Below are 21,010 nucleotides of genomic sequence, written 5' to 3'. Positions count from 1 at the left end.
CCGGGATATTAGCGTACAATACGCAGTTTGGCATAATTAAGCATGATCTTCTTTTCGCCGCCGCCCTTAGGGAAAACGACCGTGGCAATGCGGTTGTTGGGCGCGCCTTCCATACCGGTGATGGTGCCGAACCCGAACTTCTGGTGTTCCACCTGCATGCCCGGTTCCATTTCTGCCGGATCATCCGGGGCAAAGCCAGGGGTAGGCACATGCGTGGAAACGGGGCCTGCTGCGGGCTTTGGCGCAGGGCGCGGACCCTGGTTCTGGGAGGCAGCAGGGGCAGACGGTGTGGTCTTTTTCTGCATCCGGTCAAACATATTGGTACCGCCACCAGCGCCCCAGCCGCCGCCATTGGTGCTGCCAAAGGCATTGCGGATAGCGCCGCCGCCGGCGTAGCTGCGATCGATATATTTTTCAGGCATTTCTTCCAGGAAGCGGCTTGGCTCATTTTGCACCAGGTTACCGAAGCGGTAACGGCTGTTGGCATAAGTCAGCCAGAGGCGGGATTTTGCCCGGGTGATGGCCACGTAGAAAAGGCGTCTTTCCTCTTCCAGCTCCTCGCGGGTGTTGATGGACATGCCGCTGGGGAAGAGGGTTTCTTCCAGCCCTACAGTAAACACGACGGGGAATTCCAGCCCTTTGGCCGCGTGGATGGTCATCAGCTTCACCACGTCGCTGTCTTCCTTGCCTTCGTTGTCCGCATCGGTGAGCAGGGTGATCTGCTGCAGGTAAGAGCCCAGGCTTTTATCCAGCAGTTCCCCTTCTTCATCCGGCGTTTCGGTGAATTCCTTGATGGAGTTCAGGAGTTCCTGCACGTTTTCATAACGGGCAAGCCCCTCCGTAGTTTTATCGTTGAAGAGTTCCTTTACGATGTTGGTGGATTTACCCACGTTTACGGCGATGTCGTAGGCGTTGTGTTTGCCCAGCATGGCCTGGAAGCTGCGGATCATGGTCACGAATCCATCGATCGCTTCCAGGGTGCCGCCTTTGAAGCCGAATTCCCTGGCGCGTTCCAGCACTTCCCACATGGTAATATTGTGGTCGTTACTGTAAACGATGGCTTTTTCGATCGTGGTTTTACCGATGCCTCTTACGGGGTAGTTGATAATACGTTTGAGGCTTTCCTCATCGCGGGTATTCATGGTTACGCGGAGGTAGGCCACAAAATCCTTGATTTCCTTACGCTGGTAGAAGGATACGCCGCCGTAGATGCGGTAAGGAATACCCTTGCGCCGCAGGCTCTCCTCGAAGGAGCGGCTTTGGGCGTTGGTACGGTAGAGGATCACGAAATCGCGGTTATCGTAGTGGTTGCGCAGTTTCTGCTCTGCGATGGTATCCGCCACGAATTTACCTTCTTCGTTGTCCGTCATGGTGCGTACCAGTTTGATGGTATCCCCGTCCTGGTTATCCGTCCAGAGGTTTTTCTCAATCTGGCCTTTGTTGTGGGCAATCACTTCGTTGGCCACGTTGAGGATGGACTTGGTACTGCGGTAGTTTTGTTCCAGCTTCACAACGCGGGCGTCGTCATAGTCTTTTTCGAACTGGAGGATATTTTGGATGGTGGCTCCGCGGAAGGAGTAGATGCTCTGCGCATCGTCGCCCACCACGCAGATGTTTTCATGCACGGCGCCGAGCAGCTTGATGATTTCGTACTGGGCAGGGTTGGTATCCTGGTACTCATCGATCATGATGTACTTGAACTTGTGCTGGTATTTATGCAGTACTTCCGGGAAGGATTTGAGCAGGACGTACATTTTGAAGAGCAGGTCATCAAAATCCATTGCGCCGTTTTTGAAACAGCGTTTGGCGTACATGTCGTATATCTTGCCAATCAGGGGTCTGTTGGCCCGCATATCCTCCTGTTGTACGTAGTAGTCGTGCTGGTACTCTTCCGGCCCCATCAGGCTGTTTTTGGCAGCGGAGATGCGGTTGTACACGAAAGTGGGTTTATAGTGTTTATCATCAAGGTTGAGTTCATTGATGATGGTTTTGAGAACGCTCTTGGCGTCATCTGTATCGTAAATGGTAAAATCGTTGGGATAGCCGAGGCGGTGTGCTTCCGCGCGGAGCAGGCGGGCAAACACGGAGTGGAAGGTACCGATATAGAGGTTCCTGGCTTCGCTCCCGCCCAGGATTTTTTCCACACGTTCTTTCATTTCGCGTGCGGCCTTATTTGTAAAGGTAAGGGACAGGATATTGAATGCATCAACGCCGTTGCGCATGAGGTGCGCGATGCGGGTGGTCAACACCTTGGTTTTACCAGAGCCGGCGCCGGCTACAATCATCAGGGGGCCGTTGATGTGTATCACTGCTTCGCGCTGCCGTTCGTTCAGCTCGTCTAAATAGTTTGCCTTCATCACGAAATATGCTGTTTATGAAAATTTTTACTGTAGATCTGAAGGGTGTAAAAGTACAAAAATCCTGCGGAGAAAAACGGGGGAAGTTGGAGGTGGGTATAAATAACAGGTATCCGGTTTTTTAAGGATAACTGAAGCCCGCAAACAACAGGACAGCATATGATATCCGGGTACATCTGTTTAGGGGCAGATGCAGGTGCATGGCCTTCCTTGAATCATTTTCCTGTCCACTACAGGGTTTCATGGATTGTAGCGGTATTGCCGGGGGTTTGCAGGCTTCCGTTATTTAAAAATAATATATATAACTGCTTTACTAGCTTTAATATTCTCTAATAATTTAGTGTCTGGTTATTCTTGTTTTCAGCATTTTCCGGGCAAAGTGGATCCTGCTTTTAACGGTTCCTAATGGTTCATTGAGTATTGCGGCAATTTCATAGTACTTATATCCTTCGAAATAGAGCAGGAAGGGTTGCTTAAAGATAACGGGCAGGTTGTACACGGCCATTTGCACATCCTTCACGCGGAGTTCGGATTCGGCGAAATTACCGATGGCGGAAGGCTGGTGGCTGAGGAGGTAGTCGCCCACGGCGCTGTCCAGCAGCCGGAACTGCCGGTTACCCCTGCGGTAATTGTTAATGAAAATATTCCGCATGATCGTGTACAACCAGGCGCGTATGTTGGTGCCTGCGAGGTATTTATCGCGGTTCGACAAAGCCCGGAACAGTGTTTCCTGGTACAGGTCTTTGGCTGACTCGGAGTCTTTAGTCAGGGTAACTGCGTACGGACGCAGAAAATCGGCGTTTCCTAGTAACAAATTGTTGAATTCGGTGGATGACATAACGGTTAACTTTAAATTTTTTCGAAATGCGCTACAGTAAGCAGCTCCGATGGGAGCAGGGAGTTGGAAAAGACGGTCAGAGATGGTATCCACCGGGCTCCAGACCGGTGCTGCTGGCGTCTTTTTCAGGCATAGCGGAAAGGAGTTATCAGCACCTGATCCTTCAGCCTGACGAAAAGTGCCGTTAATCTGGTGTTTTTAGTTTCATAGTGATGCGTTTTAGTTAGAAAATATGCTTGCATATGGGGCAATCTATAAGGTAAAATCCGGTAGGCTCATCTTTTGCGAAGCCTGAATGACAAAGAGATCAACATGACGCCTGTGATAATAGCATAGAAGCCGAATATCCAGGTTAGGGTGACGGCAGCGGCCACCGGGTTGGATAAGAGCAGTATGCCGAAAAATATAGTTAAAAGTCCCCCGGCGATATACCACCCCTCTCCCGTAATCACCTTCCTGAGCCTGATTGCAATGATGATCTCGAACAGTCCGGCTACAACAGCCCAGAATGCAACCAGGTAAATCAGTGCGGCTCCCGTGGCAAAAGGATTAATAATCGTGAGGATACCTAATATTATACCAACAATACCGGTCAGAAGGAACACGCCCCAGTTCTCGGAAGTCCGCCGGGCAGCGATGGCGCCAATTACAGCAAACGTACCGGCGATGAACAGGTATGCCCCGAAAAACACTACCAGCGTGGTAAATGTAGCGCCGGGCCATACGATAGCCAGGATGCCCAATACCAGCGCAAAAATGCCCCGGAGCAGGAATATCCACCAGTAGTTGCTATAAAAATTAGGCATGCATCCTTGTTTATGGTTTCACAATTGCTGCAATTAACCGACCAGGTGAGCGTTTAAAGCACAATCAGACATTTTTTCGATAACAGTTGTTTCAGCTTAGATGAAAATTCCGGAAAACTCAGCGACCATTCTCACATTCACTACGGGTTGTGTAAAAACAGTTGTATAGGCATCTACACTTTGGGGAAATTTTCCCATAAAAGGGTGTGATGACTATACCGTCTTAGGCGTTTTCATATATACGGTATTTTATCAATAACAGCCGGATGGGGTGATCCTGAAATGATGCCGCTATCCCCTGAAAACATAAAATACCAATTGAACAACAACAGGTTAATTAAAAATGTTTAACGGGTACCCGAACGCTTTGGAATCTGACAGACCGATACGCACTAATGATGCTTAAAACTCGCTAAATAGTATTCACATACAACAAACAACATATATGTTGTTTTCTTAAGACTAGGACTCTATTATAAATTTATAAAATTTTGTTAAAAAAAACAACATCAATTTGGGTACTTTTTCCGGAATCATTTTCAGCAACTAACAGATACGTACATACGAAAAATAGGTTTTCAGCAGGTTGCTTTCCACGTTTACTTTTCCGGCCGGTCTACCTTCAACCGCTCCTCCCTGTTGGCCATTTCCCAGGCGGTATAATAGACCAGCTGCGCCCGGCGGGCAAGGAGTGCAAATTCGATTTTCTCCACGGTATCGCCCGGTTGGTGATAATCCGCATGCGTACCATTAAAATAAAAAATTACCGGGATATTTTGTTCTGCAAATTTGTAATGATCGGACCGCCTGTAGAAATCTTCCGGGTCGCCGGGGTCGTTGTACTTGTAATCCAGTTTGAAACGGGTAATGCCGTTGGCCATCTCGTTGATGGGGCGTAGCTCCGAACTCAACTTATCATCGCCGATGATATAAATGTAGTTGGTATCCCGCTCATGGGCAGGATCGATACGGCCTATCATATCGATATTCAGGTCGACCACGGTTTGTGTCAATGGATAGATGGGATGATTGATGTAATAACCGGAGCCCAGCAGGCCTTTTTCTTCTCCCGACACCAACATAAACACCATGCTCCTACGTGGTCCGTGCCCCTCCTGCCTGGCTTTGGCAAAGGCGGCCGCAATGGCCATTACCGCCGAGGTACCGGACCCGTCATCATCCGCGCCGGGGTATAGCACACTGTCCTGCACGCCCAGGTGGTCATAATGCGCGGTTACAAATACATATTCATCTTTTTTGTCCGACCCTTCCACGATGCCGAGGATGTTAGAGGGCTTGTAAACATTGCTTTTCTTATCGAGGGTGATTTGCACCGGCACGCTAACGTGAACAGGCATACGCAGATGCCCCTTCTGCGTGTCCAGCAGGCTGTCGTTATAGGCTTTGCCCAGCAGGTCCGCCGCCATGGCGGGCGTAATGTAGTAAAGATTGGGGCCTTCCGCCGCGCTGGCTCCCGGCATGTAGATACCCGTATGCCGCAGCTTATTCCTGTTCAGCAGCCGGTAATTGCGGGCATGGGGGGAAATGACGAGCAGGGCCCGCACGCCGGCTGCCCGCGCTGCCGCCAGCTTATTGTAGGTAATACCGTAATCCCGTGGTAAGCCTCCCGGCACGCCTTCCCGTATCAGTACTACCTTTCCCCTTACATCCAGGTTGGCGTAGTCGTTGAAGCTGGCCGTGGAAATACCGTAGCCGGCAAATGTTATCTGGTTGGTATGAATGCTTTCGGACCTGCTTTCCAGCAGGTCGGTAATGAAGTCCTCCCCAAAATGATACTCCTTATCGCGGATGCGGATCTCGCCTTTGATCAGCGTATCCTCATACATTTCGTAAAACTGCTCCCAGCCTCCCGCAGCTCCCGGTTGCACGCCCGCCTGCTGCAATTGCGTAATGATGAAGGACGCCGCCTTCGCCTGCCCGCGGGTAGCGGTTTCACGGCCCTCCATCTGCGGGCTCGCCAATACTTCCAGCAAGGGCCGGATGGTACCGGGATTGATCATGGCCGCATATTTTCCAGCAATGCCCGTGACAGTACTACGCTCCTGCTGGGCAAAACAGGACAGGGGGATACAAAACAGTAAGCCTATGACAGCAACACGGATAGATTTCATGCGGAAGAACATTTAGCCTGGGATACTTTATTAACAAAAAAAAGAGCCGGGAAGTTCCCGGCTCTTTAATATACAAAATTTATAACAGCTGCTTAGAGGCAGGCCATTTTACGTACCCTGTTTTCGTGACGGCCGCCTTCAAACGGGGTATTGATAAATACCTCCACCATCTGGGTGGCTACGGCCACGTCTACAAACCTGGCAGGGATGCAAAGCACGTTTGCGTTGTTGTGCTGGCGTGTCAGCCTCGACAACTCCTCGCCCCAGCAAATGGCGGCGCGGATGCCCTGGTGTTTGTTGGCGGTGATCGCAACGCCGTTGGCGCTGCCGCAAATGAGAATGCCGAATGCGGCTTCTTCCCGCTCTACCGCTGTAGCTACCGGATGCGCGTAATCCGGATAGTCTACCGAATCTTTCGAATGAGTACCGTAATCTTTTACCTTCAAACCTTTTGCTTCCAGGAAGGAGATTACTTCCTCCTTATACTCAAAACCCGCATGATCAGCGCCAATGGCTACCGGCAGTGCAAGATTAAAAGTCAATTTTTCCATAACAAGTAATTTTTCAGATGAATGAAGTTGGCTTAATACTGACTGTTCAACAATTATGACCACTCTTCAATTTCTACGCTCTGCTCTTTATTCTCGCGATCACGCATCGCTTTCTTGGATATAAAGATACTGATTTCGTACAGGAGGTATAACGGCGTAAACACGATCAGCTGATCAATCAGGTCTGGCGGCGTGATTACGGCAGCCAGGATCAGGATCACCACTACGGCATGCCTGCGATAGGAACGAAGGAATTTGGGCGTAATAAGGCCGAATTTCGTGAGGAAAAATACCAGCACCGGCAATTCGAACAACAGCCCCATACCCAGCACGATCTGCGACATGAGGTCGAAATAATCGTCAATGAAGAATTGATTGACCGCTTTATCCGTGATGGTATAGGATGCCAGGAAGTTGATGGTAAATGGCGCCATCAGGAAGTAGGCAAAGAAAATCCCCAGGAAGAACTGGAAAGATACCCAGAAGATAACGCCCCTTGCGCCCTGCAGCTCCTTTTCTTTCAGCGCAGGTTTCACAAAACGCCAGAATTCCCAGAAGATATACGGGAACGAACACACGAAACCGATGATAAACGCCAGTTTGAACTGCAACATGATCTGGCCGACCATCTTGTAGTTCAGGAAGGTGACAGGTACCGGCGTAATACAAAGTGTATCGCCAAGATTAAAAAAATGCCCAATCGCACAAAGCGCCCTGTAGGAAGGGAAGCTGGCATTGGTAGGTCCGAAAATCACATTATCCAATATCTCCTGTGTATAGAGAAATCCAAATATGCTGAACGCGACGATTGCCAATACTGATCTAACGATATGCCAGCGAAGGTCCTCCAGGTGATCAAAGAAAGACATCTCTGCCTTATCGTTATTCTTCGAAAAAAATTTCTTTAACATGTTCTAGTGTTCAAACCGGTTTGAATGCGGTGATCAAAATCAGAGGCACAAATATAGCGGAACGGGATAACAATTTACAGAACTGTTTTACCATCGGAATGCATCATTTCCGCAATGGTTTTACCTTTTTTCGCAGAGTTCGCAAATAACAGGAGAATGGTAATGAGAAAGAAGAGAAGGAGACCCGGGAGTTAGGACAAAAAAAAGAGCCAGCCCGAGAAGAATCAAGAGCCGGCCTTTCATCCATTGTTTGTTAACCCCAAAAAAGTTGAATTCGAGAATGTCTTTGGCTTCCAGGTCAACTACTTACCTAATTGATGGCAAGCGTTCAGAATAAGTAAGAATCTCTGGTCGCTTTATTTGTAATACAAAAATAACGAGAAATATTTTATTATCAATGTTGGAACACTTTTTTTACAACCTTTTAACAAAAATCAAATCATTGTGTTACATCATCAATAGCAAATGTAGACATTCCGTGTTAAATTCCTACTACTTTTTTAAAAAACGTTTTAGCAAAGATTGTTATTGTCTTGTTAACGCAAATATTATAAAAAAATATAAATAGTGTATATTTTTTTTATGAGCGGTTTTCAGGCGTGCAAAAATTGCAATTTTTTATCCTAAAATCTTCATTTTGACCATTTCTATCCTTGTGTCTGTCACATTCAGAATATCAAATTCATAGTCATCTATGATGATGCGCTCTTTAATTTTCGGAATTGTTTCGTGATGATTGATGATATAACCGGATAAAGTTTCGCTTTCATCTTCCGGAAAATCCAATCCGTACTTCTCATTCAAGTAATCAAGTTCGAGCCGGCCGGAGAAAATATATTCCTTCTCTGCGATCTGCTTTTCCACGAATTCCTCTTCGTCATGCTCGTCTTTGATTTCTCCGAAAATTTCTTCCAGCACGTCTTCTATCGTAACGATACCGGCGGTTCCGCCAAATTCATCCACTACCCAGGCAATGCTTTTCCTTTCTTTATTGAATTTACTCAGCAGGTCGATCGCGCTCATGGTTTCAGGCACCGCGAGGATGGGATGGATCATGCTTTGAATATCCTTTGGCGCCTTAAACAGGTCCAGCTGGTGAATGTAGCCTAGGATATTATCTATACTGCCATCATAGATCACTATTTTGGACAGCTTTGTTTCCATAAACTTGCTGCGGGCGTTTTCAATCGGGCTGCTGATCTCCAGGGCTTCGATTTCCTTTCTCGGGATAAGGCATCCCCTGATCTTCACGTGCGCGAGGGAGAGCGCGTTTTCAAACAGCTCGGTGTTCAGCTCCTGGTTTTCGCTGACGTGCTGCTGGGATTGGCGGATGAAGTTTTCCACATCCACGCGGGTGAAGGATTCCCTGTTTTCCAGCAGGCGTACGTTAAAGAGGTATTTCAGCATCCATTCTGCAATGGATACGAGTACGTTCCCAATGATGTACAGCGGCTTGGCGATCATGGAAATCGGCAGGGCGAAGAAGCTGAGCAGCGCCTCGGGCCGGGAGCGGAACACTGCCTTGGGGATAAAAAATCCCAGGAAGAGGATCAGCAGGGAGGCCAGCAGCACTTCCAGGAAGATAACCAGCGGCTGCATGTTCGCAATTTCAGGGGCTGCCGCTGCGCCCAGGGGCTGGATGGCGCCTGCCAGCATGATACTGTAGATCACGATGGTGATGGTGAACCCTACCAGGCTGGTGGCCAGGAAACGGCTGGGATGCTCATTCAGGCCGGCAAGGATTTTACCGGTAGTCCTACCCTGTTTCTTTTTGAGTTCAATACTGAGCTTGTTGACATTCGCAAATGCCGACTCAATACCGGCGAAAAAGCCCGCCAGCAGTACCAGAAAGACTAAAATTATAAGTGTATAAACGTCCATCTCAACAAAAATAACAAATTAGGAAAACCAACCATCACAGGGCTATTTTATATTTAAAAAATCTTTTACCAGATTTTTTACTTCTTCATAGGCCCTTTCCAATATATCATTCACTACAATTTTATCGAATTCGTGCGAAAAAGAAAGTTCGTACCGGGCTTTTGCCAGCCGTTCGTCCAGGGAGGCCTGGGTTTCGGTGCCGCGTTCGCTGAGGCGCTCCCGCAGGGCGTCAATGGAGGGCGGCTGAATAAAGATCGTCAGGGCTTCCTGGTGGTATTTCTCCTTTATGGATAAAGCGCCCTTCACATCGATGTCCACCATGGGCACCTGCTCATTACTCCAAATCCGTTCCAGTTCACTCTTCAAAGTACCGTAATATTTTCCGGCGTACACCATTTCATATTCCGCGAAGGCGTTTTCATCGATTTTCCGGTGAAACTCATCGGTGGTCATGAAGTAATAATCCCGGCCGTGTACCTCGTTGGCGCGGGCCTCGCGGGTGGCGGCGGATATGGAAAATGCCAGCTGCGGCATTTCCGCAAGTAATTTTTTTACGATGGTGGTTTTACCTGCACCGGAAGGAGCGGTAACGATAATGATCTTTTTTTCCATATTAAATTCCCGGGTACCCCAAATACAAAACCCAAAAACCAGTATTTAGCTGCTGGTATTTGGGCTCTGTTGGCAGGGTATGAACTTGAAGATTTATATTAAATACGTTTGATATCGGCGCCCAGTTTCCGGAGGCGTTCATCGATATACTGGTATCCGCGGTCGATCTGGTCGATATTCTGGATGGTGGATTTGCCTTCCGCGCTCAATGCGGCGATCAGCAGGGAAACACCGGCCCTGATATCGGGGCTCGACATGGTGATACCACGGAGGTTGTGCTGGCGGCCAAGGCCGATCACTACGGCGCGGTGCGGATCGCAAAGTACGATCTGCGCGCCCATGTCGATCAGCTTGTCCACAAAGAACAGACGGCTCTCAAACATTTTCTGGTGGATCATTACACTGCCTTTCGCCTGTGTGGCCACCACCAGTACTATACTGAGCAGGTCAGGGGTAAAGCCTGGCCATGGGTGATCGGAGATGGTGAGGATGGAACCGTCCAGGAAAGTCTGTATCTCATACGTATCCTGGGAAGGTATGTAGATGTCATTTCCACGGATCTGGAGGTTAATCCCCAGCTGGCGGAACTTTTCAGGGATAATGCCGAGGTGTTCCACGCCGGCGTTTTTGATCGTGATCTCACTTTGGGTCATGGCGGCGAGGCCGATGAAGGAGCCGATTTCGATCATATCCGGCAGCATCGCGTGCTCGCAGCCTTTCAGGTACTGCACGCCTTCGATGGTCAGCAGGTTGGAGCCGATGCCCTGTATTTTGGCGCCCATGCGTACCAGCATTTTACACAGCTGCTGCAAATAAGGCTCGCAGGCGGCGTTGTAGATGGTGGTGGTACCTTCCGCCATGACGGCTGCCATCACGATGTTGGCGGTACCGGTTACGCTGGGTTCGTCCAGGAGCATGTAGGTGCCTTTCAGCCCGTTGGTTTCGAGACGGAAGAAGTTATCGTCCGAATCGTATATAAATCTTGCGCCGAGGCGTTCGAATCCGATGATGTGGGTATCCAGGCGGCGGCGACCTATTTTATCGCCTCCCGGTTTAGGGATGAACGCTTTTCCGAATCTGGCCAGCAATGGACCGGCAATCATAACGGAGCCGCGTAAACGGCCTGATTTCTTTTTAAATTCAGGGCTCTGCAAATAGTCCAGGTCAATGGCATCGGCCTGGAATTCACAGACATCTCTGCTCACACGGTTAATCTTCACACCCGCCTCGCCGAGGAGTTCTATCAGGAGGTTGACATCTACGATGTCCGGGATGTTGGATATGGTTACCTTTTCAGGGGTAAGCATTACTGCACTGATGATCTGTAAAGCTTCGTTTTTGGCGCCCTGGGGAATGATCTCCCCTTGCAGACGGTTGCCGCCTCTTACTTCAAAAGCACTGCTCACTACTTATTCCGGTTTTTGTTGAATTTGTTATTATGCTTGTTGTTATTTCCTTTGCCTGGGTTGTTGCTTCCGCCTTTGAACTTCTGGTTTTGCTGGAAGTTTTTGCGTTTGCCGCTGCTGGTGCGGAAATGATCCCCGCCGGCGGTATTGCCGGAAGGCTGTGTAAACACCTGCGTGCTGGCTGCAGCAGGGGTTGCGCCGGGATGGTAATCCAGCTGGTTGCCGGTAATGGCCATCAGCTCTGCCTTGATGGCATCGTCGTGCACACTTTCCTTATGCCAGTTGCTGTAGGCCAGCTTCATGTAGTTGGCGATCACCTGGGTGAATCCTTCTTTTTTTTCCGGGTTATCCTCGGAGATCGCTTTGTCGATCACCATTTCCAGGTTCTTACCAAAGTGCCTGTTCCTGGGGTATTTTTTAGGATAATCCAGCCGTTCAGGCCTGGCTTTTAAAGTTTCTTTGGTAGGAATCGGGTAGGGTGATTCCACCTGCAGTTCGAAACCGGATATATTGAAGATGTGATCCCAAAGTTTATGTCTGAAATCCTCCACATTCCTGAGATGCGGATTCAGCGTACCCATCAGCTCTATGACCGCCATTGCGTTGCGCTGGCGCTCCATATCGTCCTCTATGGTCAGCAGGTATTCCACCATTTTCTGGATATTCCTACCGTACTCTTTCATTATCAGGTGATTACGCGTGGTATTGTATTCCATTAGTATTATTTAATAAATTATTTTGATGAGGAGACATCTTAATGAGAACAAATGTGATTCTCAAAAGGGAAGAAGTTAATCGGCAACATCATTGCAAACATAATAAAAAAATATGAGGAACATTTCACATCCGGGCATAGTTTATAAAAGCATAAACAGGTTTGCCCGGGGAAGTTACGGGAGGCCGGTTACCCGAGTCCCTATTTTTTCTTAGTTTTAACTATGCAGCATCAAAAGATCCCCATTCTCCTATTGCATGGCGCGCTGGGCGCGGCCTCACAGTTTGAAGCGCTTACCGCCGCGCTGGAACAGCACTATGATGTACATACGCTGGAATTCAGCGGGCACGGGCAGCAGCCTTTTTCCGCGGAAGGCTTCAGCATTCCTGTGTTTGCAGGAGAAGTGTTACGTTACCTCGAAGAAAAGAACATTGATTTTATCCACCTGTTTGGCTACAGCATGGGCGGCTACGTGGCCCTTTACCTTTGCCGGCATTACCCGGAGCGGATCGGGCATGTAATCACCCTGGCCACCAAGTTCAACTGGAACGAGGCCACCGCCACCCGGGAAGTAAAGCAGCTCAACCCCGAGCTGATAGAAGAGAAGGTGCCGGCCTTCGCCAGAACCCTGGAAGCACGGCACAGCGCTTCCGACTGGAAGGAGGTGGTGAATATGACGGCATTGCTGATTGCGGAGCTGGGGCATACCAACCTGCTGAAAGCGGCGGACCTGGGGCAGATTGCCTCTCCCTGCCTGGTAATGATGGGGGATAAAGACGGCATGGTGTCTTTCCAGGAAACCATCGAGGCTTATAAATCGCTCCCGCTGGCACAACTGGCTATTTTGCCGGATACGGTACACCCACTGGAAAAAGTGGACGTACCGTTACTGGCTTATCATATCAGGCGTTTTACCACCAGTCAGTTTGATTGATTATTCATCGCCCATGGCGATTTTACCCCAGTTATTCAGCTCCTCTTCCGTCCAGAGTTCAGGGAAGAAAACGATCCGCTTATTTTTCGGAGGCAGGAACTGCTGCCAGTTGGTACCGCCGGTGGCGGCGATATCTTCCGGTCTTTTGTGCAGGTAGCGTACGGCTGATTTATAGTGCATCAGCGGCCAGCGGACGTTGATGTTCAGGTCGTATTCCCGCAGGAGGGGCTTTACTGCTTCCTGCTCCCCGGCGGACAGCTGTTTGTATCGTAATTGTATGTTATTGTCTTTATACCGGGTAGCTGTTTTCAGGAATGTTTCCATATACTTCAGCTCAAACTGGCGCAGGGTAAGGGTCTTCTTACCGGTGGCCAGCTCGGTGGCGCCGCTCCGCCAGTAGATATTTTCCAGTACTTCCTTCAGCTCCTTTCCGCGCACCTGTTCCCGCTGGGGCTCATACACGAGGTTGGCCAGGGAGGTGGAGCAGATTTCAATTAACCGGAACTGGCCGCTCTGGAAGCCGCTGGCGGGCAACAGTGCCATGCGGAATTTCAGGAATTGCTCTTTATCCATTCCGTCCACCATGATCTCAAAGGAGCTGATCAGGCTTTTGAAATAGTTATTGATGCGCTTCAGCTGCACCATAAAGGTCTCCGCCTTTGCTTCCGGCGCCTGGCAGATCTGTTCGATGGCCTGCAGGGTCAGTTTAAAGTACAGTTCCGTTATCTGATGATACATAATAAATATGCTCTCATCCGGAAAGGGCGTACGGGGGTGCTGCAGGTTTAACAGCACATCCAGTTGAATATAGTCCCAATAAGTAAGGTAATCCGCGTACAGAAGCCCGTCCAGGTAGGACGAGAGGTTTTGACCCATCGCGGCATATTTTTCTTCCAGCCGTTGTATTTTTTCGGCGATTTCTGTTGTAACCATGGCGAAATTTAATAATTAAGAATGAAATGGCAACTACGGCCAGCTCATCCCGCCTTATTATTCTACCACATTGATCGTACGGTAAAAACTTTCTTCCAGGGAAATGAGGGTTTCGGTTCTTTCAATGCCTTTTATTTTCTGCAGTTCGTCGTGCAGGATGCGGCGGAGCTGGGTGATATCTTTACAGATAATTTCTGCGAACATGCTATAGCTACCGGTGGTATAATTGAGGCGTACCATTTCGGGTATCTTTCTTAATTCTTTGGCTACAGTATCGTACATGGAGCTTTTTTCGAGATATATACCGATAAAGGCAATTACATCATAGCCAATCATTTTTAAATCTACATGTAATTTAGTACCTTTAACTATACCCAGTTCTTGTAGTTTCTTCATTCTCACGTGGATAGTACCCCCGGAAACAAACAACTTTTTTCCCAGGTCTGCATACGAGATTTCTGCATTATTCATCATCTCGCTGATTATCTGCAAATCAAGTTTGTCAATATTCAAATTGTGGCTCATTTTTACAATTTGTTTTTGAATGTTTTAAAGTTATATGCAAATATTTAAAAAATATCGAAAATTCAAAAATTTTTCTTAAAAAATTTGCAAAGAATCACCAGCCTATTTAGATTTGCATCATAATCATTACACAAAACGCGATTGAAAAGCAAAAGCAGTATTGATTATCACTTATTGTGGGATGATGAAACTGGCAGACATGCCCTCTTGTCTCGGGGGTGGGGATCACAGGATAAACGTAGTATAATTGGGTTGACCACTAATCTTACTTGTACTATGGCTAACTGCCCCGTGGAGGTTCGACTCCTCCTCCTACAGCTGAATTGGTTTAAAGAGCTTGCAGATCACTGATTTGCAGGCTTTTTTGCTTTTAAGGCAATTATAATATCTCCTTCTTTTTAGCCCATTTTCAGGGCTTGTGTTCACCTATATGTTCACCTCTTAACCCTCCTCCTCTTTTCTATTTTTTTACTATTAAAATACTGATAATGAATGAATTATTCAGTACAAATGCTTGGCTATATAAATCAAAAGCCAATTTGAAGGGACAAGCCCCCATATATATAAGGATTACACTTGGCAGCAAGCATATTCATTTGTCAACAGGTATATGGATTGATTATGATAAATGGGGTGAAGGTCAGGCCAGTCTTAGATTTAAAGATGGGCAACAGATCAATAAACTGCTGGACATACAAAAAAGAAAGCTGCAAGATATTTATATTGACCTGAGAGAAAGGAATGTAAAATTTGGAGTGGCTGATATAAAGGCTATTTATCTGGGGAAAGATCCAACCAGTAAAACCCTGCTTCAGATCATTGATTATCATAATAATCTTGTTAAGTCTGAGATAGGCACCAGTTATGCCCAAAGTACCTACAATGGCTATTTCTATTTTAAACAGAAGGTACAAGCCTTCATCTCTCATAAAAAAATCAGTGACATACCCTTAAAACAACTTGATTATCAATTTATAACAGAATTTGAGAATTTCTTAAAGGTTCATTTTAAAAATAAGCAAAACACAGCTTCTAAGAATTTAGTAAAGCTGAAAAAAATGATGACAATGGCCACCAATCTGGCTTGGCTTGATAAAAACCCATATTCCAGCATCAGACCCAAAAAAGAAAAACCAACCAGAACTTATCTCACCCAGGAAGAACTGATCCAATTTGAATCAAAAGAGGTCATCCACCCCTATTTAAGAATTACCAAGGATTGTGCATTACTTCAGATTTATACAGGGGCTTCCTACATTGATCTGAAAGAGTTAACTACTAAAAATCTTGTAACTGGTGCTGATGGCCATATTTGGCTGGTTTACCACAGGAGAAAAACAAAGAAAAGGGCTACAGTCCCTTTACTTCCTCCTGCTCTAGCATTGATAGAGAAATATGCAGACCACCCTTGCAGACTAAAAAAAGGACTCCTGCTTCCAATCATCAGTAATCAGAAAATGAATGTGGGATTGGATAAGCTCATGGAATTATGTGAAATTTTGAAGGTGATAAGAACCCATAGTTTAAGAAGAACCTTTGCAACAACCATCAGTGTAAGGAATGGGGTTAGCATGGAATCTACCAGAGATATGCTAGGACAAACTGATGTGAGAACCACCCAGATTTATGCTGTGGTGGATGATTTCAAAATCAGTGATGAAATGAAAGGTGTTTTTGAAAAATACAAGGAGAGGTAAAACCCAGGTATATTCAAAGTTCATTATCAAATTGGAAGCCTTACCAGATTTAAGCTGGTAGGGCTTTTTCTATTATTTCACAAATTTAAAATTGTTAGAAAATGATATTATTTAGCTGGATTGCTTGGAGTTTTACTGTTGTTGTATTGAGTTGGATTATAGGTTGGGCCACAATGGAGCTTGGGTTACCAATCAAATATGCCCATCTGGAAGACCATTTCATTGCTATTTTGATAAGGGGATTCTTATTCCTGTTACTGATAGTGGCAGTGCTAAAGGTTTTTAACTGAAAATATTACCAGCTAATCAAATAGGTTAGCTGGTTTCTTCTTTACATATTTAAGAGTTAATTCCTATATTGAACATCCAAAACATAATTCTGAAATGGCCAATTCCCAGCAGCTACATTTCCAGCTTCAACCCTCTCCTATTGATTATTTCAAGTTAAAGGAAGATTATTTTAAGCCTCACTGTAATGTTTCTAAAGATGTAATTAGCCTTTCAGGGAATGATAAATACATACAATATCCAAAGCACCTCATCAATCTTGATTTAGAAAAGAAAGAAACAGTAGTGTTTAATTTTCCTGTTGGGAAAGGGAAAACCACAATTTGTTATGATCTCATAAAAGAATATGATAAACTGGGGTGGTATGTGATTGTTTGCAGCCCCTTTATAAAACTTGTTGACAAAGATTTAGAAAAAATAAAACAGAAAATAAGTCCTCCTTATATTGATACTGGCTTTTTAAGTGGAACACCAGATAAGATATGTAGCTACCATGACCTTGGAAATGGTGATGAACTTACCCAGATTGCATATAATTTCTGGCCATTTACATGTAATGTTCACATAATGACTATCAATTGCTTGCTTGGTAATCCTGGGGAAAGTGCTATTGAACAGAACATTCATAAAAGCAGGTATATTGATGACTTGCTGGAAGCAACTCAAGGGAAGAAAGTTGCCTTATTCATAGATGAACTACATGAATCAATACATAATTTTGAACCTTCTTTTGTTGCTAATCTTTTAAGATGGAAAAATAGAGTTCAAAAGGTGTATGTGGCCAGTGCTACTTTTACTCCAGCAACAATTCCTGCAATAAAAGCTATTTCTCTGCTAACAGATAGGAATGTGCATGTATATGAATCAGATAGGTTTAAAAACCTAACACAAGCTGAAATACACCTCCACATTACCCCATATCCCATTAATGGTTATAACAAACAATTTCTAAATGGTATAGATGGTAAAATACAAGAGTGTAAAAATGCAGGCAAACTTGTTAATATTTTAACTGGGACTAAGTCTATTGCTGAAAAAATAGCTGAAAGGAGCTTCAAGCATGTAATTCAATCAGAAGTTCAAAAAAGAAAATATCAGGGAACAGATGTAGTTCATTTACTTACTTCTGATACTGAATTAGAATATCAAAAGAATAGTAATAATCTAGGCACTAACTTCAAGACTGGAGTTGATATAGTTAGTTCAAATGAGGTGTTGTTTATTGTTATCCCTACTATTACAAGCAGCCTACACTATGGAATTTTCACAGATGGAATACCTTCTATAATTCAATCTGTTGGAAGGCTGAGAAATGGTGGGGAAATACACATTTTTATTTCAGAACCAGACATTCTAATGGATCAAACCAATACAGGGTATCCTCATGAAATCTCCATAAAGAAGAGTTCATCATATCAGCAACAAAATGCAGGATATGCAATTCTGCATGGGGAATATAATAGTAAAGTAAAAGACCTAGCTAGTGAAATATCACAAATGGAAGCTGGGATTTTTCAACCCCAGTACTCTAATATGTCTACTCAGGCCAAGAAGGATCAACTAGCTTTGTGGTATCCAAATTTTCATGAGTTTTTATTAAATAAGAGCCAAAGAATATTGGTAATAGGGCATACCTCCTTTGGAAAGTACCTATCTCCTTATATTTTATGGGCATGTTTAAAAGATCAATTTCAGAATGCTACATTAAAGGAGATTATCCACCATCTTCCTCCAATAAAGAAAATCACAATTTCTCAAACAAATAGGCCAGCAGTTATTAAGGGGTTATTAGCACAAGAGAATGAATACATCCAGCACAATACTTTTAGGTCAATTGTTCAGAATTTCCCAAACTTGCTAAAGCAAAGTGAAAATGATGAAGGTGTAGTTTGTCAGCATGAGTATATGTTTAATGACAAGGGTATATTATCTCATAGGTTAATGAAGGATCAGCCTGGATTTTCAAAGGCATTCCTGGAGGAAGTAATCTTTGTCAAAACAGGTGAAAGGTTTTCTCTATTAAGAAAGGATTATATCAATGCCTGTTTATTAGATGTTCAACAGGGTAATGTATATCATGAAGATAAAATCAAAGAAGCCTATAGAAAGCTATTAGAATTGAGAGATAAATTTATTCATTGGTTCCAAAGCAAGGTTATTAGTAAAGATAGTAGCCATTTAATACCTACTAAGGCTTATCTGGACATTCCTGATTCATTATTTTATGAATCAGTAGAGGTATTTACTTTTCTTAAAGAGAATGACAAATTAATATCCACAGATGTCATCAGTATTTTGCAAAGATTCAAAGGAAATCTTACTGATAAGAATAAGGAGAAAATTTATAAAACCTTAGAGGAGTTATTTATTAATGTGACAGGTAAAAGGGTGGAAAATAAGCAGTTTTATGTTTTGGAGGATAATTATGTAGTTGAAATTCAAAACAATTTTACCATTCCCCTATTATAAGATTGCCAGATTTTACCCCTGTCCTATTAGGGTGAGGGGGTAAATTTTGGCTGACCTAATGAAATTTAAATAATTCATCAGGGGTTACCCCAAGAGCCTTGGCTATGGCTGAAACATGAGAAATTGAAGTATTAATAATTCCCCTTTCTATTCTACTAATTTGGCTCATAGGGAAATCACATCTGTTAGCCAGTTCTTCCTGACTAATCCCTTTAGATTTCCTGATCTTTTGAAGATGCTTACCAAATTTTTTCAGAAAATCTTCATCCCTGAAATATCCTTTGTTATCCACAAAGACAAAAAGACAGGAATAGTCATGTTATTTCCAGAGCAAATTTGCCTATTTTTAAAATTTCTAATATTTTTGAGGAAACAGACTTTCAACCAAATGGGTACTTTTTTCTCTATCCTGGGATTTATATTCCTACTGCTAATTCTGAAATTTATTTATGATACCTACCTTACCAATAACACTGAAAAGAGATGGCAACATCATGTAAAGCACAATCCATCTGATAAAGAATATTATGAAAGAAAATTTGGGCAATATATAGATACCACTCCAACCCTTAATTACAAAGGATTTTACCTTCATAAAAGTGAGGTTTTAATAGATGGAATATTGTATAGGTCTGCACAAGGAATTTTCTTTTCAGATGTTGATGCCTTTATATTTAAAATGAAAGAAAATGATTTTGACATGCACCCAGCACAGATAAAGAATAAAATACCTACCCTATTTACAGAAAATAGTTTTGCAAGAATTGAGGCTGTAGCTGAATATCAGCTGGAAAGGAATAAAGTAAGAATAACATTCAATTTTATAGATAAGAAGTATGAGGAGTTTGAAGGTGAAATAACTGAAAATGGAATCATATTCAATAGCCATTCTTCAGTAACCATTTTAGGGATAACAAAAGAAATAAAACTTTGCAAGAATGCATTCTTTCAGTTTCACATTATTCAATAGAATATAATCATTATACAACACTAAAGCTATGAAAAAACTATTAACAATTACCCTTACTCTTTCCATATTTTCTCTGTTTATTTTAGGCTGTAAAAAGGACAACACTGATCCAGCAAATTCACCCAAATATGGTAATTGGGTAAAACTCACCATTGATGGAAAGGAATATATTTCCTCTGCTGGTAAGGTTTTTAACTCTCCAACTGACCATACACTTATAGAAAGTGCCTTGGAGAAAAATGATGGCTATTCAAATTTCTATATCCTTATATTAGGAACCAGTGTAGATTTTAATCTGATGATTCTTGGAAGTAGAGGTCCTGCAAATGGTTTAGGTGTATTCACTATTTCAGATGGCAATATGCAGGAAAGATTTTCTGGTGGAGAATCTTATAGTATCAACAGTGGTCAATTCAATGTGACTAGGTCTGAATCACAACTTATAGAAGGTACTATTACACTAGAATTATTCAATGGGTCTAAAACCAAAACAGTTTCAGGTTCATTTAGAATTTCAGAGCCTAACCATTGATAAAAAGTAAATACTGTTAGTATCAACCTGGCTTATTAGTCAGGTTTCTTTATTTTATGGAATTGATATATAGATACTTATGTCACCCCCCAGACTCACTATTAGAAAAAGGATGTATAATAATGGGAATGTCAATTTTACATTCCATAAATCACTTTAATAGCATTAATCTCAAAAATAGAACTTGAATTCTCCCTTCCCCAAATTTTTTTTACAAGTCTTTCCCCATTAAAAGGTAGTGCCATCTGCTCACCCTTCCTCCCCTGGGCTTGGGTTATACCCTGCCTCTTAATCCTATTACTTAAATTATTAAACACATTTTTATGGTAACAATTATCAATGCTCTCAGGAGGGAAAAATGTAGACTTCCCCGAACTTCGGCCATAAGAATTAGAGTTATGAATTGATTCATTAACTTTAATCTTGACCATGAAAAGAAAAAATTTCACAGAA

The 21,010-nt window shown here is 44.2% G+C and carries 19 protein-coding genes; 5 read left to right on the top strand and 14 right to left on the bottom strand.

What is annotated here, in order from left to right:
* Positions 1-8 precede the first annotated feature (8 nt).
* The 10 genes from BOC67_RS12870 to BOC67_RS12825 form a co-directional block, all read right to left on the bottom strand.
* Positions 9-2,357: an ATP-dependent helicase gene (locus BOC67_RS12870; protein ID WP_291910734.1), complete on the bottom strand. Its 2,349-nt coding sequence runs from the start codon at positions 2,355-2,357 to the stop codon at positions 9-11.
* Positions 2,358-2,694: 337 nt separating this feature from the next.
* On the bottom strand, positions 2,695-3,195 hold the full coding sequence (locus BOC67_RS12865) for an RNA polymerase sigma factor (RefSeq protein ID WP_291910733.1): 501 nt from the start codon (positions 3,193-3,195) through the stop codon (positions 2,695-2,697).
* 275 nt (positions 3,196-3,470) lie between these two features.
* Positions 3,471-4,001, bottom strand: a complete 531-nt coding sequence (locus tag BOC67_RS12860) for an HdeD family acid-resistance protein (protein ID WP_291910732.1) — start codon at positions 3,999-4,001, stop codon at positions 3,471-3,473.
* Positions 4,002-4,600: 599 nt separating this feature from the next.
* Positions 4,601-6,133 (bottom strand): M28 family peptidase, encoded by a 1,533-nt coding sequence (locus BOC67_RS12855; protein WP_291910731.1) that lies wholly within the window; start codon positions 6,131-6,133, stop codon positions 4,601-4,603.
* Positions 6,134-6,225: 92 nt separating this feature from the next.
* Entirely contained in the window at positions 6,226-6,684 is a 459-nt protein-coding gene (rpiB, locus tag BOC67_RS12850; RefSeq protein WP_291910730.1) for a ribose 5-phosphate isomerase B, read from the bottom strand.
* 53 nt (positions 6,685-6,737) lie between these two features.
* Positions 6,738-7,595 carry a twin-arginine translocase subunit TatC gene (gene tatC / locus BOC67_RS12845; RefSeq protein WP_291910728.1) on the bottom strand — a complete coding sequence of 286 codons (858 nt, stop codon included), beginning with the start codon at positions 7,593-7,595 and terminating at the stop codon, positions 6,738-6,740.
* Positions 7,596-8,213: 618 nt separating this feature from the next.
* Positions 8,214-9,476, bottom strand: coding sequence for a hemolysin family protein (locus tag BOC67_RS12840; RefSeq protein WP_291910727.1), 1,263 nt, complete (start codon positions 9,474-9,476; stop codon positions 8,214-8,216).
* Between the two features lie 42 nt (positions 9,477-9,518).
* A complete protein-coding gene (gene gmk / locus BOC67_RS12835; RefSeq protein ID WP_291910726.1) occupies positions 9,519-10,088 on the bottom strand; it encodes a guanylate kinase in 570 nt (189 codons plus the stop codon).
* A gap of 98 nt (positions 10,089-10,186) precedes the next feature.
* Complete coding sequence (gene murA, locus BOC67_RS12830; protein WP_291910725.1) at positions 10,187-11,494, bottom strand: UDP-N-acetylglucosamine 1-carboxyvinyltransferase; 1,308 nt, start codon at positions 11,492-11,494, stop codon at positions 10,187-10,189.
* Complete coding sequence (locus tag BOC67_RS12825) at positions 11,494-12,210, bottom strand: DUF4290 domain-containing protein (RefSeq protein ID WP_291910724.1); 717 nt, start codon at positions 12,208-12,210, stop codon at positions 11,494-11,496. The genes murA and BOC67_RS12825 overlap by 1 nt, the downstream gene beginning before the upstream one ends.
* Positions 12,211-12,432: 222 nt before the next feature.
* Between BOC67_RS12825 and BOC67_RS12820 the strand changes: the two genes are divergently transcribed.
* Entirely contained in the window at positions 12,433-13,143 is a 711-nt protein-coding gene (locus BOC67_RS12820) for an alpha/beta fold hydrolase (RefSeq protein ID WP_291910723.1), read from the top strand.
* On the opposite strand, the gene BOC67_RS12815 is transcribed toward BOC67_RS12820, so the two are convergent.
* Together BOC67_RS12815 and BOC67_RS12810 are read right to left on the bottom strand one after the other, a co-directional pair.
* Entirely contained in the window at positions 13,144-14,076 is a 933-nt protein-coding gene (locus tag BOC67_RS12815; RefSeq protein ID WP_291910722.1) for a tryptophan 2,3-dioxygenase family protein, read from the bottom strand.
* Between the two features lie 57 nt (positions 14,077-14,133).
* Entirely contained in the window at positions 14,134-14,601 is a 468-nt protein-coding gene (locus tag BOC67_RS12810; protein ID WP_029465139.1) for an Lrp/AsnC ligand binding domain-containing protein, read from the bottom strand.
* A gap of 488 nt (positions 14,602-15,089) precedes the next feature.
* On the opposite strand from BOC67_RS12810, the gene BOC67_RS12805 reads away from it, so the two are divergent.
* Both BOC67_RS12805 and BOC67_RS12800 read left to right on the top strand, forming a co-directional pair.
* A complete protein-coding gene (locus tag BOC67_RS12805; RefSeq protein WP_291910721.1) occupies positions 15,090-16,298 on the top strand; it encodes a site-specific integrase in 1,209 nt (402 codons plus the stop codon).
* A 384-nt stretch (positions 16,299-16,682) separates the two neighbouring features.
* Entirely contained in the window at positions 16,683-19,055 is a 2,373-nt protein-coding gene (locus tag BOC67_RS12800; RefSeq protein ID WP_291910720.1) for a DEAD/DEAH box helicase family protein, read from the top strand.
* A 55-nt stretch (positions 19,056-19,110) separates the two neighbouring features.
* Here BOC67_RS12800 and BOC67_RS12795 read toward each other — a convergent pair whose 3' ends face one another.
* A complete protein-coding gene (locus tag BOC67_RS12795; protein WP_291910719.1) occupies positions 19,111-19,347 on the bottom strand; it encodes a helix-turn-helix transcriptional regulator in 237 nt (78 codons plus the stop codon).
* Between the two features lie 72 nt (positions 19,348-19,419).
* Here BOC67_RS12795 and BOC67_RS12790 point away from each other — a divergent pair, with 72 nt between their 5' ends.
* Both BOC67_RS12790 and BOC67_RS12785 read left to right on the top strand, forming a co-directional pair.
* Positions 19,420-20,025 carry a hypothetical protein gene (locus BOC67_RS12790; RefSeq protein ID WP_291910718.1) on the top strand — a complete coding sequence of 202 codons (606 nt, stop codon included), beginning with the start codon at positions 19,420-19,422 and terminating at the stop codon, positions 20,023-20,025.
* 28 nt (positions 20,026-20,053) lie between these two features.
* Entirely contained in the window at positions 20,054-20,557 is a 504-nt protein-coding gene (locus BOC67_RS12785; RefSeq protein WP_291910717.1) for a hypothetical protein, read from the top strand.
* Between the two features lie 137 nt (positions 20,558-20,694).
* Here the strand turns inward: BOC67_RS12785 and BOC67_RS12780 are convergent.
* A partial coding sequence (locus tag BOC67_RS12780) for a hypothetical protein (RefSeq protein WP_291910716.1) occupies positions 20,695-21,010 on the bottom strand: 316 nt, incomplete at its 5' end.

Origin of the sequence: Chitinophaga sp. CB10, assembly GCA_001870995.2 — a bacterium.
Classification (GTDB): domain Bacteria; phylum Bacteroidota; class Bacteroidia; order Chitinophagales; family Chitinophagaceae; genus Chitinophaga.
This window is presented reverse-complemented; position numbering and strand designations above follow the sequence as displayed.

Bases quoted from the DNA above. Each gene is read 5' to 3' on its own strand.
- BOC67_RS12870 (WP_291910734.1), bottom strand. From the start codon at position 2,357: ATGAAGGCAAACTATTTAGACGAGCTGAACGAACGGCAGCGCGAAGCA.
- BOC67_RS12810 (WP_029465139.1), bottom strand. From the start codon at position 14,601: ATGAGCCACAATTTGAATATTGACAAACTTGATTTGCAGATAATCAGC.
- BOC67_RS12800 (WP_291910720.1), top strand. From the start codon at position 16,683: ATGGCCAATTCCCAGCAGCTACATTTCCAGCTTCAACCCTCTCCTATT.
- tatC (WP_291910728.1), bottom strand. From the start codon at position 7,595: ATGTTAAAGAAATTTTTTTCGAAGAATAACGATAAGGCAGAGATGTCT.
- BOC67_RS12785 (WP_291910717.1), top strand. From the start codon at position 20,054: ATGAAAAAACTATTAACAATTACCCTTACTCTTTCCATATTTTCTCTG.
- gmk (WP_291910726.1), bottom strand. From the start codon at position 10,088: ATGGAAAAAAAGATCATTATCGTTACCGCTCCTTCCGGTGCAGGTAAA.
- BOC67_RS12805 (WP_291910721.1), top strand. From the start codon at position 15,090: ATGAATGAATTATTCAGTACAAATGCTTGGCTATATAAATCAAAAGCC.
- BOC67_RS12865 (WP_291910733.1), bottom strand. From the start codon at position 3,195: ATGTCATCCACCGAATTCAACAATTTGTTACTAGGAAACGCCGATTTT.
- BOC67_RS12815 (WP_291910722.1), bottom strand. From the start codon at position 14,076: ATGGTTACAACAGAAATCGCCGAAAAAATACAACGGCTGGAAGAAAAA.
- BOC67_RS12860 (WP_291910732.1), bottom strand. From the start codon at position 4,001: ATGCCTAATTTTTATAGCAACTACTGGTGGATATTCCTGCTCCGGGGC.
- BOC67_RS12825 (WP_291910724.1), bottom strand. From the start codon at position 12,210: ATGGAATACAATACCACGCGTAATCACCTGATAATGAAAGAGTACGGT.
- BOC67_RS12840 (WP_291910727.1), bottom strand. From the start codon at position 9,476: ATGGACGTTTATACACTTATAATTTTAGTCTTTCTGGTACTGCTGGCG.
- BOC67_RS12855 (WP_291910731.1), bottom strand. From the start codon at position 6,133: ATGAAATCTATCCGTGTTGCTGTCATAGGCTTACTGTTTTGTATCCCC.
- BOC67_RS12820 (WP_291910723.1), top strand. From the start codon at position 12,433: ATGCAGCATCAAAAGATCCCCATTCTCCTATTGCATGGCGCGCTGGGC.
- rpiB (WP_291910730.1), bottom strand. From the start codon at position 6,684: ATGGAAAAATTGACTTTTAATCTTGCACTGCCGGTAGCCATTGGCGCT.